The organism is Bdellovibrio sp. HCB2-146, from assembly GCF_047345725.1.
Classification (GTDB): Bacteria; Bdellovibrionota; Bdellovibrionia; order Bdellovibrionales; family Bdellovibrionaceae; genus Bdellovibrio.
The window spans coordinates 1,178,993-1,193,113 of the sequence record NZ_JBLEQP010000002.1 but is presented as its reverse complement, the minus strand read 5'-3'; the positions used below and the strand labels follow the sequence as shown (position 1 = coordinate 1,193,113).

Annotated in this window: 16 protein-coding genes and 1 riboswitch; of the genes, 8 read left to right on the top strand and 8 right to left on the bottom strand. The window is 45.8% G+C overall.

Annotation, left to right across the window (positions count from 1 at the left end; genetic code table 11):
- Positions 1–24 precede the first annotated feature (24 nt).
- Both ACLWOR_RS16620 and ACLWOR_RS16615 read left to right on the top strand, forming a co-directional pair.
- Positions 25–1,611: a LysM peptidoglycan-binding domain-containing protein gene (locus ACLWOR_RS16620; protein WP_413941925.1), complete on the top strand. Its 1,587-nt coding sequence runs from the start codon at positions 25–27 to the stop codon at positions 1,609–1,611.
- A gap of 79 nt (positions 1,612–1,690) precedes the next feature.
- Positions 1,691–2,503 carry a substrate-binding periplasmic protein gene (locus ACLWOR_RS16615; RefSeq protein ID WP_413941924.1) on the top strand — a complete coding sequence of 271 codons (813 nt, stop codon included), beginning with the start codon at positions 1,691–1,693 and terminating at the stop codon, positions 2,501–2,503.
- A gap of 88 nt (positions 2,504–2,591) precedes the next feature.
- A riboswitch (cyclic di-GMP riboswitch) is annotated at positions 2,592–2,666 on the bottom strand.
- Positions 2,667–3,100: 434 nt separating this feature from the next.
- Here ACLWOR_RS16615 and ACLWOR_RS16610 read toward each other — a convergent pair.
- Positions 3,101–3,898 carry an Mrp/NBP35 family ATP-binding protein gene (locus ACLWOR_RS16610; RefSeq protein ID WP_413941923.1) on the bottom strand — a complete coding sequence of 266 codons (798 nt, stop codon included), beginning with the start codon at positions 3,896–3,898 and terminating at the stop codon, positions 3,101–3,103.
- 50 nt (positions 3,899–3,948) lie between these two features.
- Here ACLWOR_RS16610 and ACLWOR_RS16605 point away from each other — a divergent pair, with 50 nt between their 5' ends.
- Positions 3,949–4,353 (top strand): hypothetical protein, encoded by a 405-nt coding sequence (locus ACLWOR_RS16605; protein WP_413941922.1) that lies wholly within the window; start codon positions 3,949–3,951, stop codon positions 4,351–4,353.
- Here the strand turns inward: ACLWOR_RS16605 and ACLWOR_RS16600 are convergent, their stop codons facing one another.
- Positions 4,354–4,734, bottom strand: coding sequence for a hypothetical protein (locus ACLWOR_RS16600; RefSeq protein WP_413941921.1), 381 nt, complete (start codon positions 4,732–4,734; stop codon positions 4,354–4,356). It lies immediately after the preceding gene.
- A 222-nt stretch (positions 4,735–4,956) separates the two neighbouring features.
- Here ACLWOR_RS16600 and ACLWOR_RS16595 point away from each other — a divergent pair, with 222 nt between their 5' ends.
- Both ACLWOR_RS16595 and ACLWOR_RS16590 read left to right on the top strand, forming a co-directional pair.
- Positions 4,957–6,267 (top strand): hypothetical protein, encoded by a 1,311-nt coding sequence (locus tag ACLWOR_RS16595; RefSeq protein ID WP_413941920.1) that lies wholly within the window; start codon positions 4,957–4,959, stop codon positions 6,265–6,267.
- Positions 6,264–7,037, top strand: coding sequence for a S1 family peptidase (locus ACLWOR_RS16590; RefSeq protein WP_413941919.1), 774 nt, complete (start codon positions 6,264–6,266; stop codon positions 7,035–7,037). The genes ACLWOR_RS16595 and ACLWOR_RS16590 overlap by 4 nt, the downstream gene beginning before the upstream one ends.
- Positions 7,038–7,092: 55 nt before the next feature.
- Here the strand turns inward: ACLWOR_RS16590 and ACLWOR_RS16585 are convergent, their stop codons facing one another.
- Positions 7,093–7,470 carry a hypothetical protein gene (locus tag ACLWOR_RS16585; protein ID WP_413941918.1) on the bottom strand — a complete coding sequence of 126 codons (378 nt, stop codon included), beginning with the start codon at positions 7,468–7,470 and terminating at the stop codon, positions 7,093–7,095.
- Between the two features lie 157 nt (positions 7,471–7,627).
- On the opposite strand from ACLWOR_RS16585, the gene hutH reads away from it, so the two are divergent.
- On the top strand, positions 7,628–9,163 hold the full coding sequence (gene hutH, locus ACLWOR_RS16580) for a histidine ammonia-lyase (protein WP_413941917.1): 1,536 nt from the start codon (positions 7,628–7,630) through the stop codon (positions 9,161–9,163).
- Here the strand turns inward: hutH and ACLWOR_RS16575 are convergent.
- Positions 9,123–9,455: a GNAT family N-acetyltransferase gene (locus tag ACLWOR_RS16575; RefSeq protein ID WP_413941916.1), complete on the bottom strand. Its 333-nt coding sequence runs from the start codon at positions 9,453–9,455 to the stop codon at positions 9,123–9,125. The genes hutH and ACLWOR_RS16575 overlap by 41 nt on opposite strands.
- Before the next feature lie 78 nt (positions 9,456–9,533).
- Between ACLWOR_RS16575 and ACLWOR_RS16570 the strand changes: the two genes are divergently transcribed.
- Positions 9,534–10,262 (top strand): coenzyme F420-0:L-glutamate ligase, encoded by a 729-nt coding sequence (locus tag ACLWOR_RS16570; RefSeq protein ID WP_413941915.1) that lies wholly within the window; start codon positions 9,534–9,536, stop codon positions 10,260–10,262.
- Between the two features lie 34 nt (positions 10,263–10,296).
- Here ACLWOR_RS16570 and ACLWOR_RS16565 read toward each other — a convergent pair whose 3' ends face one another.
- The 4 genes from ACLWOR_RS16565 to ACLWOR_RS16550 all read right to left on the bottom strand — a co-directional run bounded on the left by ACLWOR_RS16565 (position 10,297) and on the right by ACLWOR_RS16550 (position 12,164).
- Positions 10,297–10,536 (bottom strand): BrnA antitoxin family protein, encoded by a 240-nt coding sequence (locus tag ACLWOR_RS16565; protein ID WP_413941913.1) that lies wholly within the window; start codon positions 10,534–10,536, stop codon positions 10,297–10,299.
- Positions 10,533–10,811, bottom strand: coding sequence for a BrnT family toxin (locus tag ACLWOR_RS16560; RefSeq protein ID WP_413941912.1), 279 nt, complete (start codon positions 10,809–10,811; stop codon positions 10,533–10,535). Before ACLWOR_RS16560 ends, ACLWOR_RS16565 begins: the two co-directional genes overlap by 4 nt.
- Before the next feature lie 177 nt (positions 10,812–10,988).
- A complete protein-coding gene (locus ACLWOR_RS16555; protein WP_413941911.1) occupies positions 10,989–11,729 on the bottom strand; it encodes a hypothetical protein in 741 nt (246 codons plus the stop codon).
- A 3-nt stretch (positions 11,730–11,732) separates the two neighbouring features.
- Entirely contained in the window at positions 11,733–12,164 is a 432-nt protein-coding gene (locus ACLWOR_RS16550; protein ID WP_413941910.1) for a hypothetical protein, read from the bottom strand.
- 263 nt (positions 12,165–12,427) lie between these two features.
- Here ACLWOR_RS16550 and hutU point away from each other — a divergent pair, with 263 nt between their 5' ends.
- Positions 12,428–14,074: a urocanate hydratase gene (hutU, locus tag ACLWOR_RS16545; protein ID WP_413941909.1), complete on the top strand. Its 1,647-nt coding sequence runs from the start codon at positions 12,428–12,430 to the stop codon at positions 14,072–14,074.
- Positions 14,075–14,121 lie beyond the last annotated feature (47 nt).

Below are 14,121 nucleotides of genomic sequence, written 5' to 3'. Positions count from 1 at the left end.
CCTGAAAACTGTACCGGAGGACTCATGAGGAGACTTTTAACATTGAGTGTTGTCCTGGCCGTTATGGCAGGTTGTGCTCACAAGGACGTGAATGGTGTGAGCCAGGACAATAACGGAGCTTCTAGCTCCGGTGGAGAAATGAAAGATATCGGATCATTCCGTCTTTCTGATCCTGAAGGTCCTAAAGTTGTCGACCAAGAATTAGAATCAATTCCGACAGAAGTAAATCCATTGGTTGAAAAATGGATTGCTTATTTCCAAGGCCGCGGCCGCGAACATATGGAACGTTATTTATCTCGTTCCACTCGTTACGAAAAACTGATGAAGAAAGTTTTGCGCGACAATGGTTTGCCTGAAGATCTTTTCTATATCGCTTTGATTGAATCTGGTTTCAGTTCAGCTGCAACGTCACATGCCTCTGCTGTGGGTTACTGGCAGTTTATCCGTGGAACGGGTAAGCGTTATGGACTTGATATCAATGCTTTCGTTGATGAACGCCGTGACCCGGTTTTCGCAACTCAAGCAGCTGCGGAGTACTTCAAAGGTCTTTATAGCGTGTTCGGTTCTTGGTACTTGGCAATGGCTTCGTACAACGTTGGTGAAAACCGCGTAAAACGTGAAGTGATGAATCACTACACACGTGACTTCTGGGAACTGGCTCGTAAAAGACGTCTTCCAAAAGAAACAATCAACTACGTTCCAAAATTTATCGCAGCGAAGTTGATCGCAAAAGATCCAGCAAAATATGGTTTCGGAGATATCGATTATCTTCCACCTATCGAGTTTGATCATATCACTGTGACAAAATCTGTGAACTTGAGACAAATGGCTGAGAAGTTGAGCGTGAACTACGAAGACTTCAAAGCGTTGAATCCTAAGTACAAAGGTGAAGTGGCTCCTGTTAAAGGCTCTGAACTTGTTCTTCGTATTCCACCGGGAACTGCAGAGCAAGCGACGATTGCTGCGAACGAGAGCTTTGTTGATTCAGTTCAATTCGTAGCAGACTCAGGTGATACTCAAGCTTACCGCATCCGTCGTGGTGACAGCTTGCACACGATTGCTCGTAAGTTCCGCACTTCTGTGGCGTATCTTCGTGATTTGAATGATTTGCCTCGTGGTCGTCGTCTGCGCGTAGGAATGAAAATCTACGTTCCAGATCGTACACCTCTGCGTGAACGTTCAAATAAATCCATGGTTGCGAAACGTGCTGCTCCGGCGGCAACGAATGCTGCAACTGAAACGACAACTGTGCAAGAGTCAGCTGATGGACGTTACTACATCGTTCAGTCTGGCGATTCTCTTTATACGATTGCAAAAAAATATTCGACAAGTGTGGCTGAACTTCAGCGTTTGAATAATATCCGCAGAAAAAGCACATTGAAAGTCGGCATGAAATTGCGTCTGCCAGGTGGATCTGACACTTCTTCATCGGCGCGTGAAATTGTAAAAAACAAAGTTCACGTAGTTCGTCGCGGTGAAAACTTGTCGCAAATCGCAGCTCGCTACAATGTCGCTGTTGGCGATATCAAGTCTAAAAACAAAATCCGCAATCCTTCTTCTTTGATTGTGGGTGCGCGTTTGGTGATTCCGCCAAACGAAAGCAGTCAATAGACAAAATCAAATATGCAAATTAACGAAGGCTCCAGAAATGGGGCCTTTTTTGTTCGGTCTTCGACTAAACTAAGAATTGATGAAAGCTCTTGCTTTGCTCCTCATCATATTCAGTTCTTTAGCACAGGCCGCTCCCAAAAAGGACTGCCAGCGAACATATCGGGTGTCCGTAAATCCCATTGCGCCGGTTTCTTATCGAGATGAGAACGGGAAAATCAGAGGAATCGCTCGTGACTTAGGTGAGGTGCTGACACGCAAAACGGGCTGTCGGTTTAGTATTGAGGAAGAGCCAACGTTTGAAGTTTGGCGCTCTCTACAAAATGATCGAACCGATATGACGATGGTGAATATTGAAAACGCCACGCCAGCCGCGAGCTTTGGACACTTTATTCTTTTTTATACGGTGCCACGATCTTTCGTCACCCGACGGGAACTTCTCACCGAAGGCACCACTTGGCAGAGCCTGTTCGCAAATAAGAAATTAAAATTTGTGGGACTGATCGGCGTTGATTTTTTTTATAGCTCCGAAGAAATTGCCGAACTGAAAAAACAAAAGCGGTGGATTGAAGTTGTGGGGCTTGAAGAAGCGTTTTCATTGATCGCGCAAAAGCGGGCAGACGTCATTGTGAGTTCTCCGGGGGCGACTCACATCAACTTGCAGCGTATGGGTCTTAATGATCAATTGCATTGGGTTCTTGACGAGAAAAATCTGCGCAATGCGGGAATGTACGTTTCAAAGAGACGATTGAATAAGGAAGAATTCGAAATGATTAAATCGGCAATTGAGAGTTTAAAAGATGAAGGCTGGTTTAAGGACAATTTGAAGAAATATATTGATTCGAGCTATCAGCGTGTTGAGCAAAAAAAAGTGCCTGCGAAAAATCCTCAATGATAAAACGCAGGCTAAGGGGAATGAAACCAATCCTTGTATGTAATTGAACCTTCCATATGCACACCTCTGATTCCTCAGGTGACTCACCTTTGGCAGCTGGCTGGTCGTTCTGACCCCTTTAGCTTTGCGTCCCGTCGTTCCCGACGGTTTGCCTTGAGGCAAAGGAAGGATCTAAATCCTAACGAGTATAACCCTAGGAACCTCCTTATGAGTTATTCATCAGCGACCTTCCATGCTCATATTCTTTTGAGAGGTCTGAGCGTTTTCCTCTTTGTAGTAATCCTGGTGATCGCGTCGTCACTTTGGTGACTTATCTCGATGGTCGTAAATACGTCCTAACATCGAATAACCTCCTTCGCGGGCCCTATAGCGTTCACCTGCTCGAAGCAAGTCTCCCGGGCCATCGTGGTTTCAACAAAATCAGGATACCTCGACCAAAGTTTTAATTTCAAGAGGACGACATAAGATTCTCAAGTAAATACAAATACTTGTATCACTGTGAGAATTTAGAAGTGTTTTAGTCAGAAAGAGAGACAAGGAGGAAGCGAAAAGAGACATTCTTCCCGCCAAGATCTGACGGGAAGAAGAAATAAAAAACTAAACCGGAAGAATTTCGCGCAAGCGTTCTGCAACTTTCATGAAGGCTTGTGCTTCGGCGCCGTTTGGATTTGCTTCGACAACGGGAATGCCCGCTTCACAAGCAAGACCAACAGAAGGGTTGAATGGAATTTCACCCAACTTTGGAAGTTGTTGAGCGTCGGCGTAAGAATCAATTTCGCCCTTAGGGAAAAGTTGGATTTTTTCGCCGTTCGCTGGGTTCAACATGTAAGCCATGTTCTCGATGTAACCAAGTAAAGGCACGCTCATACGTTTAAACATATCGACTGCTTTTTTCGCGTCAATCAACGCCACGTTTTGCGGAGTTGAAACAACAACAGCACCAGCAACTGGAACTTTCTGTGCAAGAGTTAACTGGATGTCACCTGTTCCTGGAGGAAGATCCACGATGAGGTAATCCAATTCGCCCCAGTTCACGTCGCGAAGGAATTGATCCATGGCTTTGAAAAGCATCGGCCCACGCCAAACCACCGCGGCACCTTCTTCAACCAAGAAACCAATACTCATCAACTTCAAACCATAACGGCTGACAGGCTCAAGTTGGTTTGTTTCAGGGATAATGTGAGGCTTTTGATTGATTGAGCCTAACATTCGAGGAATGCTCGGGCCGTAGACGTCGGCATCCAAAAGGCCGACTTTGTTTTTCTTAGAAAGAGCCATCGCTAGGTTGGTTGCAACTGTGCTCTTACCAACCCCACCTTTTCCAGAACTAACTGCGATAATATGTTTCACACCGGGAATGCCGGCTTGTTTATCAAAAGGATTAGGTGCTGCCATGTCTAGGACTCCTTGCTAAAATAAAACTCCCAACGAATAATAGAACTTACATGAATAGCCAAGACTTTTTGACATTGAATTTGGTGGGAGCGGGCGCTTTCATATTCTGGTATTTGCTCTCGCGTGGGGGCTCGCGCCGTCCAACCAAGTTGAACATGAACGCTCAAGATAGCGTGCCGCCTCTGGTCGAGGCCGAAAAGTCAGTCACTCCAGCGCAGGCTCAAACCTATCCACGACAGAGGCATCCTGACCTTCAGGGCCGAGCGACTAAGAACCTGAATGTGATGTTTAATTACAACGGACACAGCTGGGATGCATACGAAGTTTTAGGTGTTCCAGCGGGAGCCTCGATCCCGATCGTGACCGAGGCCTATCAGACTGCTCTGCGTAAGTCAGACAAGGAATCCATGGAATTCCTCGAGACTGCTTACAAGGCCATTCTTCACAAAAAATAATCAATACGCGTTCTGCATGCAGATGATGGTTTTGATAACGACGTTGTCAGAGCCCTTTGTGATTTTACCCGTCGAGAGATCTAAAACCACATCATTGGAAGCTGAAGATTCCAAGGTCTGATAGTAATTTTTGAAAGTTAGGTTTTGGCAAGCCACTGAATCCAAAACGCGATAAGAGTTCTTGGCAAGGCGATAAATCACTCCATTTTTTGATTCACCACGGACATTCGTAAGTTTGATGTCACCTTTTTGAGTCGGAACATCTGTGACCACTTCGATTTTCTCTCCGTTGACTTCGATTTCACCCAACAAGAACTTTTCACTCGCATGGACATTCATGGACATCATCATTCCGAGAAGCAGAGCGATCACTGTTTTCATTTTGAACTCCTTTTATAAATGGAATTGGGGCTGCGAAGCCCGTGCCATGCCTAAAGCGCATTTGCGTGATTCGGGTTTTACAAGACTGTCAAAATATTAGGAAAGTTCCCTTAATTGCGCGGCCTGAATTGGCTGTTGGCCATTTTCTTTACACACATTTATGTCTAATAAGAAATCTATCGTATCTGGCGAGGCCTGTTTTTTGTATTGTCCAGGACATCTATGTTGGTACGTCTTTTCGTCGTTATTTTAGCTTTAAATTTCGGGGGCTTCGCTGAGGCGGGGAACCCTAAAGACCCAGTCATCAAGGTGCAATCCCTGACCCCTGAGCATGGGGCCGAGATCAAGACTGTGTTGTCTTTGATTCAGAATATTCGTCTTTCAAACAGGGCTCTTCCTGATCGCTATAATCTTAATATCGTAGGCGATGATTTTTGGACTTTCTTTAGCAAACGCATTCATACGATTGAGGAAGTTTCTGCCGACAATGAACATTGCGTGCGAGGGGCTATGGCTTTTGTTGAGCAAAGTGAAAAGCCAAATGTCGCTTCGGTCTGTCCTGTTTTTTTTGACTCCATTTACTCGCGCTATGAAAAGGCATCTGTTTTATTGCATGAAGCACATCACACAGAAGGTCACAATCACGTGATGTGCCTTGCAGGCAATAAGGCCGGTAGCTTCGGCGGCTGTGATGAGAGTATCAAGGATCGCGGTGCTTATGCCGTTACGATCGAGACTCTGGCAAAAATGATTTTGCGAGGAATTGGCATTCCGGAAGAGGACCGTGCTCAGTTGCGGTTTGGATTGTTAGAGGCCTTGGATTCGTTTAATCAGACAGTTGGCGGAATTGGAAATTCTGCTCTGTATTTGCAAAGCCTGGATGGAAAGAAAGCGTATTTTTTTGATGGAGCTCGATTGCATGCAGCCCCCCTGTACAAGGGACAAAAAATTTTAAGTCGAGTGCTGAGTGTATTGGCTGTTCCTCATAACAAACAGGCGATTACAGGGATTGATATTTTTTCCCGCAGTTTGCGAAAAGTTCCTCCACAGGGGCTTTGTGCGTTGGAATACAATGCAGGAAAAACGCGTTCGAAACTTGTGGATCTGATGAATGATGGACCTTTTTCTTTGTGTGTTTACGAGAAAGGCCTGGTGGGGCGAATCAGTTTTGATCAAGACGAAGATTCAAGCGCGGAATGGCCGTTTAAGGCGGTGCAAGTGCTGAGCGCCGAAGAATTAGGATTGGAAACTCGCGATTCCGTTTTTGTAAAGTCGGCTCGAGGTGAGTTCTATCAAGTGAAGTCCAACGGTTCGAATAAATTTGAAGTGAAGCGTCAACCTGATCCCACTCAAGGATTCCAGCAGCTGTTTTATTTTAACAGTGATTTGACGGGGCTTCGTCGTGATGGCCAGTTGATGAAAGTCGACTTTGAAACCAATCAATGGATTCCTTATCCCGGTATCGAGTCCATGCGTTTTAAATATTCCACGCGGCCTTTTTTGTGGAGTCATGATTTGGTGGAGGAGCAATGAAAAAGCAGTTGCTGGTTTTAGTGGGTCTTTTCCTTATGTCAGCTTCATCGTTTGCTATTCACGGTGGTCGTGATGCAAAAGCAGGCGAATTACCTTCAACGGTGGGCTTTGCAGTGCAAGACTCACCGGGGCGCTTTCGTACATTCTGTTCCGGCACTTTGATCGATGCACAAACGGTGTTAACAGCAGCGCACTGTCATGGTGAAGCGGGTGCGGAAGAAGCTTACGTGGTGTTTTCTCTGGATGCGAATCGTGCAGACGCTGTGGTTTTACCTATCAGCAAGTGGATTGTGCACGATCAGTGGAATGAAGAGTCGGTCGATGAAATGGATCCACGCAACACTCATGATATTGCCTTAGCAAAATTCTCCGGCGTGATGCCAGAAACTCATCGCGCGGCAGAAATTTTGATGGAAGATGCATTTGTAAAACGAGGAACACAAATTCTTGTTGCCGGTTATGGCTATAAAGAAGAATCGATGGAGCCGGGACCGGATGGATGGCCACAGATGCCGACAGGAGCGGGTGTGTTGCGCTCGACACGCGTCCGGGTGTTAGATGCGCAGTTTTCAGCAACAGAGGTTTTAACGAATGAAGTGAAGTCGGGAACAAATTCGGCGGACTCGGGAGGCTCAGCCTTTATTCGCCGAGGACCGAAGTACTATCTCTGGGGCGTGACCTCACGCGGATTGCCAGGACAAGATGGCGTTTACACGCGTATCAGCCGTTACCTCGACTGGATTCGTCTTAATATTCCTTCGGCCAAATAAAAAGAGCACTTCTTTTGCGGAAGTGCTCTTACAGATAGTTTTAATTTTTTCTAAATTAGTTTGTGCAATCAGTAAGGTAGATCACGCGTGCTTTTAGCAAGCTGTCGATCGCGCTGTACTGAGAAGCTTGGCCATTGCCAGTTTTGAAATCGATAACCAGAGATTTTTTATTAAACATACTCTTTTTGTAGTTCACCACTAGCTTATCGTCTGTGTTTGCCTTCACAGTTGCTGAGTTTGCTGGAATTGTGATGGAGAAACCATTACGGTACTGGGAGTTGATAGCGATTTGATTGCCATTGAGCTCAATCGTGTAGATCTCGCCAATCGAGCCTTTAACGATAGATCCGCGACACTCTGCAAGAATTTGAGTCGATGCTTGGGCAGCAGTTGTGCCTAGAATCATAGCAGCGATAAGAAGGCCTTTTTTCATAATAACTCCTTATTATTCAATTCGTTGTCCTATATACAAGCTCTGTGCCGCTTCTATCGGAGATATGGTCGTTTTAGGGTGGTTTTTGCCCGTCGATTTTTTTGACGAACAGATATTTATTGCTTAAGATGCGGCACCTTAAAACGGAGAAATTTCGATGCAAATCAATGGTCAAAACATCACGCTTGAGAGCCTCTACGAGGTCGCAAACAACCCGGCTATTAAAGTTCAGCTGAGCCCTGAAGGCTACGCTGAAATGAAAAAATCCCGCGACTATATCGAAGGCCGCATTTCTAGCGGTGAAGTTATGTACGGCGTGAACACGGGCTTTGGTGCCTTTTCATCTGTTCGTATTTCTGATTCGGAAATTGAACAGTTGCAAAGAAACTTGATCCGTTCCCACTCAATGGGTGTAGGCACTCCGTTTACGAAAACTGAAACTCGCGCCATGATGGTTCTTCGTGCGAACGCTTTGGCAAAAGGTCACAGCGGTATTCGTCCAACTGTGGTAGAGAAAATTCTTGAGTTTTTGAATAACGACATCATTCCAGTGGTTCCTTCGCAAGGTTCCGTTGGAGCGAGCGGCGACTTGGCTCCGCTTTCTCATTTGGCATTGACGATCATCGGTGAAGGTGAGGCGTGGGGAGCCAATGGTGCGATCGTTCCTGTACAAAAACTTTTGCAAGAAAAAGGAATCAAGCCTCTTGAGCTGAAGGCTAAAGAAGGTCTTTCGATGATCAATGGTTGTCAGGTCATGACGTCTATTGGTTTGCTTTCAACTTGGGAAGCACGTCGTTTGGTATGGATGGCGGATCTGGCTGGTGCGATGTCACTTGAAGGTCTTCGTGGCTCACGTAAAGCCTTTGATCCCTTGATTTCGGCAACTCGTCCTCATCCAGGAGAAGCAAAAACAGCGCGTAACTTGATGAAGTTGATGGGCGCAACAAGTCCAATCGCCGAGAGCCACTTGGTCAATGATCCACGCGTTCAAGATGCGTATTCTCTTCGTTGTATGCCAGCTGTTCACGGGGCCGCGAAAGATGCTCTTCGTTACGTTGTCAAAGTTCTTGAAACTGAAGCAAACTCTTCAACAGACAATCCGTTGGTTTTTGCTGACGCGAACAAAGTTCTTTCTTGCGGTAATTTCCACGGTATGCCAGTGGCGCACGCAATGGATTTTGCGGGAATTGCGATTTCTTCGCAAGCGAGCATCAGTGAGTGCCGTATTTCTAAAATGATTTCGACACAAATGAGTGAGCTTCCGCCTTTCTTGACTCCAAACGGAGGATTGAATTCCGGTCATATGATCGTGCAAGTGGCAGCCGCATCTTTGGTGAGCGAAAATAAAGTTTTGGCGCATCCAGCGTCTGTGGATTCAATCCCAACATCTGCTGAAAAAGAAGATCACGTTTCAATGGGCACGATTGCGGCTCGTAAATTTGCGCAAATCTTGCGTAATGCAGAGAACGTGGTGGCAATGGAAATGTTGTCAGCAACTCAAGCTTTGGATTTGCTTGCTCCATTAAAACCAGCCGCGGCCGTTGCTGCCGCTCACGCAGAAATTCGTAAAACCGTTCCATTCGCACAAGAAGACCGAATCTTCTCTAAAGACGTAGAAGCGATCAAAGCGATGATGGTCAACGGTCAATTGCTTAAGGCAATTTCTCAGACTGTTGGCGATCTGGAGTGGTAGGAGCCGGTCGTTCTTGAGCTAAGCGCTTCGATTCACCGGGGTGCTTAGCAAACCACGACTTCACATAGGGACAAGTCGGTTCAATCTTAAGTCGGTATTGATCGGCGTAACGAAGGGCTTCTTTCAGCAAAAGTTCGCCGATGTTTTTTCCGCGTTGTGAAGGTGGCACAAAGGTCGCCACGAGTTCCAAAGTATTCGTGTCGTTCCATTTATTGTATTTCAAAGTCGCCTTTTCACCATTTTCACAGACTGCATAGAATTCTTTTTTGTCAGTGCTATTTTGTACATCCATGAGGAACTCCTTGTCGTAGGATGTTCTTGCCTTTTGTCTCTTCCAATATCATTTTGAAGAGGTAGCGACGGAGTGTAAATGAGCTCGTTAAAAGTCACAGCCATTCGAACTCGAATTTTTCACCGGGAAGAAAATCTTCTCGAATTTATTTTGTCGCAGGTTCCCTCTGATCATTGGCAAGAAGACGCAGTTTTAGCGGTGACTTCAAAGCTTGTAAGTTTGCATGAAGGTCGTTTGCTCGCGCGTTCGGGCGTGGATAAAATTGAACTTATTAAAAAAGAATCTGACGTTTATTTAGGTGAAATGGCCTATGGCTGTCATCTCACTATTACGAAAGGTCAGTTGCTCGCAACGGCGGGTATTGACGAATCTAATTCTGAAAATGGGGATTATATTCTTTATCCTCATGCTCCTTACGACAGTGTTGAACGTCTGCGTAACGGCTTGCGCGAACGCACGGGAATTAAAAACCTGGGCGTGCTCCTGACGGATTCTCACAGCGTACCGCTTCGTCATGGTGTGGTGGGTTCTTGTGTGGCTTTTGCCGGATTTCGCGCTATTAAAAATCGCATCGGTGAAAACGATATCTTTGGTCGCGCTTTGAAAATGACAAAACAAAATCAAGCCGACGCATTGGCAGCCGCCGCCGTGTTGATGATGGGTGAAGCCGCAGAACAATGTCCGTTGGCGATTATCACAGGTGCGCCCGTTGAATTTTCAGAAAAAAGCCCGCGCGAAGAACTCGAAGTCGCTATGACTGATGATATGTACTATCCGCTCTATAAAAGTTTTTTAGATAAAGAGTGAGCGGCGCTCCGCTTGCGCAGCGAGCTATTGCAGACTACTTCTTTTTGAAAACGGCTCGTTCTAGTTTTTCAAGACGCTGTTCGACCGTTGATTTATCGCTCATAGCCTGACGAAGAAACCAATTCAGAAATGTTTGATAGCCCATACCCTGTTTTGTCGATTCTTCCTCAAGCCATTGAACTACCTCGGGATCCAAGCGAACGGTTTTAAGAATTTTAATTTCTTTTGCCGTTTTGCCTTTTTTTGCTTTTGAAAAATCGTATTCGCTTCTCATCGTTTACTCCCGTAATAATATTGCTCTTCTTTTTTTGAAGCTTTCCGCGCAGAAATAATTCGAATTCTTAAAATTCGCTCCGCGTAAACTACAACAAGAATGTTACCTGCACCAGACATCCCCATACGCACCCAGCGATCTTCATCGTCGGGGCTATCGGGATCCAGAATCTCCAAACTGTTCTCATCGTTCCAAAGGCTGGTGGCTTCAAAGAAGTGAACGTTGTGCTTTTTGAAGTTTATGTCTGCTTTGTGCTCATCCCACTCAAACTTCATTTGCCAACCCCAATTATAAAGTAAATACGTTGTAAATACAATTTAAAATGCATGAAAAACTAGCAAGCAAATCGTGGGCAATTGTTTAATTCGATTTGAGTTTAATAAGATGATAGATGTAGTCCGGACTTCGGCGATTGGCCAATCAGATGGGACGTGACAAAATGGTAGCCACTATTAAGAAGCTTTGGGTTTGAACTGCTCGAGGATGATCGTCCAATTGTGGATCTCGCGTTCGACTTGTTCGCGGTCTTCGGGATTTAGGTCTTCACCCATAAGTTCGTGGAGCTTTGCGAGTTGTTCAGTCGCTGTTTCCACAAGTTTTTGCGAGTAAGTCGTTTCGATATCTGGAATTTCGACTGACGAAGCAGACTCTTGCTCCTTCTTTTCTTTCATGAGTTGAGAAAAAGCATAAGAACTTGAAGCAATAACAGAGGCAATCATCACTCGTCGTGCAAGAGTTGGTGAGATCGCATTTAAAGCTTTCATCGTTCCGCCCATGAGTTTTCCGGCGCCCTTAATGGCGACGGCTGCTATGGAAATCGCGACAACCTTGCCGGCTGAATCGGCAATCAACATGTTACGGACAAAAGCGGATTCCTCATCTGAATCACCCAGGCAATCTTGAAGAGCCACAGAAGTCGTAGGATTTTCTAATAAAGCATTCAGATAGGGAGAAACACCGTTGCTTGCCATCAAGTTCTTTACACCGTTTTGCGAAAGACTGATAAACGCCAATCCAGAGGTCAGGCTTTGCACATACGCTTTATAATAACTATCAAGTTTGAAGTCAGATGCCTGGCAGGCTTTAAAGAGTTGCTGATAAGAAGGACGCAAACGAATATCGTCCAGCTCTGAGAATGCCAGGGCCGGACGAACAAAATTTAAAACTAACAACAGAGAGAGAATCCCGCGCATCTCTTACAAGAGACCTTTTGAGGCTTCGAGGATTTTTTGTTGTTGAGCTTCGATGCGCTTTTCAATTTGTTTAATTTTGTAAACATCAAGAGCCACAATCACACCGGATGCTGTCGCACCTACCGTTCCAATCACGATCATCGAATCCGCTAGTGTAAGGTTGGTGATTCGAGTTACAGCCGAAGACTGCACACCCAAGATATCAAGGATAAGACCAGTACCGAGCAAAGCACTTGAAATAACAAAAGCCACGCTATTTGTTTCACCGGCTTTTACAGCCAGCTTCAACTGAGTTTTAAGGTCCTCAAGTTCTGCGTATTGTTGTTTTAAAACCAACTTCGCATTTGAAATTTCGATTTGTTGGTTGTCGGCAGCAAAAGTGCGAAGGCTTGTAAGGGCCAGGATAGAGGCCAAAATAGCGCGGCTGATTTTCATAAATACTCCTCTGACTGAATGTCGGCTTTATATGCAAAACGATGCCAGGGTTTTTAGCCCCTGATTTTGTCAAAGGACTGGTGGGTGAAAGGAACAATCGCCAAAGATCTTGATAACTTAACCCCAACGGCCCATTCCGACCCGAAAGTGACGGAAAAGGGCGTATTTTAGCCTTGTAAACCCCGTTAACGCGAAGTGATGATTTGCTCGGACTCGGAGGCTTTGATAGGAATTTAGGGTCTATTTTAAAGCCGGAGGAATACATGTCTCGAGTGGTGAGAGCGCCCACAGGAAATAAACTTCACTGTAAAGGTTGGTTGCAAGAAGCAGCTTACCGAATGATCCAAAACAACTTGGATCCTGTTGTGGCCGAGCGCCCAGAAGATTTGGTTGTGTATGGCGGTATTGGAAAAGCCGCTCGTAATTGGGAAAGCTTCGATAAAATTTTGGAAGCTCTGACGACTCTTGAGAACGACGAAACTCTTCTTGTTCAATCAGGAAAGCCGATCGGCGTTTTGAAAACTCATGAAGATGCACCAAGAGTTTTACTTGCGAATTCAAACCTTGTTCCGAAATGGGCAACCTGGGAGCACTTCAACGAACTCGATAAAAAAGGTTTGATGATGTACGGTCAGATGACAGCGGGTTCTTGGATTTACATCGGAACTCAAGGCATCATCCAAGGAACTTACGAGAGCTTCGTGGAAGCCGGTCGCCAATACTTCAACAACAATCTCAAAGGTCGCGTGATTTTGACTGCAGGCCTTGGCGGTATGGGTGGCGCGCAACCTCTCGCAGGTGTCTTCGCTGGTGCTTGTGTCTTGGCTGTTGAAATTGATCCAACTCGTATTCAAAAACGCCTTGAAACAAAATACGTTGATGAAGTGGCTGATAATATCGACGATGCGATCGCTCGTATTCGCAAATACACAGCTGCAGGCGAGGCAAAATCCATCGCTTTGCTTGGCAATATGGCGACAGTGATTCACCAGTTGCTTGAGAAAAACTTTATTCCAGATTTGTTGACCGACCAAACATCAGCTCACGATCCACTCGTTGGTTACATCCCTGAAGGTTACACTGTTGAGACGGCGAAAACTTTCCGTGAAAAAGATCAAAAGGCGTACCTTGAAGCCGCATATGCTTCGATGGCAAAACACGTTCGTGGCATGCTTGCGATGAAGGACAAAGGTGCCGTCACTTTCGATTACGGTAACAACTTGCGTGCACGTGCTCTTGAAGCAGGTGTGACAAATGCTTTTGATTATCCTGGATTCGTTCCAGCGTTTATCCGTCCGCTTTTCTGTAAAGGCTCAGGCCCGTTCCGTTGGGTGGCGTTGTCAGGCGATCCTAACGATATCAAAGTCACAGACGATGCAATGAGAAAGCTTTTCCCTCACAAAAAAGACCTTCTTCGTTGGTTGGATATGGCTGAAGAGCGTATCGCCTTCCAAGGTTTACCAGCACGTATCTGCTGGTTGGAATACGGAGAGCGCGCAAAAGCAGGCTTGATGTTTAATCAGCTTGTCGCGGAAGGAAAAGTGAAAGCTCCAATCGTTATCGGTCGTGACCATTTGGATTGTGGTTCTGTGGCTTCTCCAAATCGCGAAACTGAAGCGATGAAAGATGGCTCGGATGCAGTGAGTGACTGGGCTCTCTTGAATGCTTTGGTCAACACTGCATGTGGCGCGACTTGGGTGAGCTTGCATCACGGTGGTGGTGTCGGTATGGGTTACAGCCAACATGCGGGTCAAGTGATCGTAGCTGATGGAACTGAGAAGGCCGCACGTCGTCTTGAGAGAGTTTTGACAGCGGACCCGGCTATGGGTGTATTCCGTCACTTGGATGCGGGCTATGAGCTTGCTAAAGAAGTCGCGGAAGAGCGTGGTGTGAAGAGCTGTTGGTTGTAGTTAACCTATTGTGAATTCTCGTTAAATTCACGAATTGAGAGTGACAA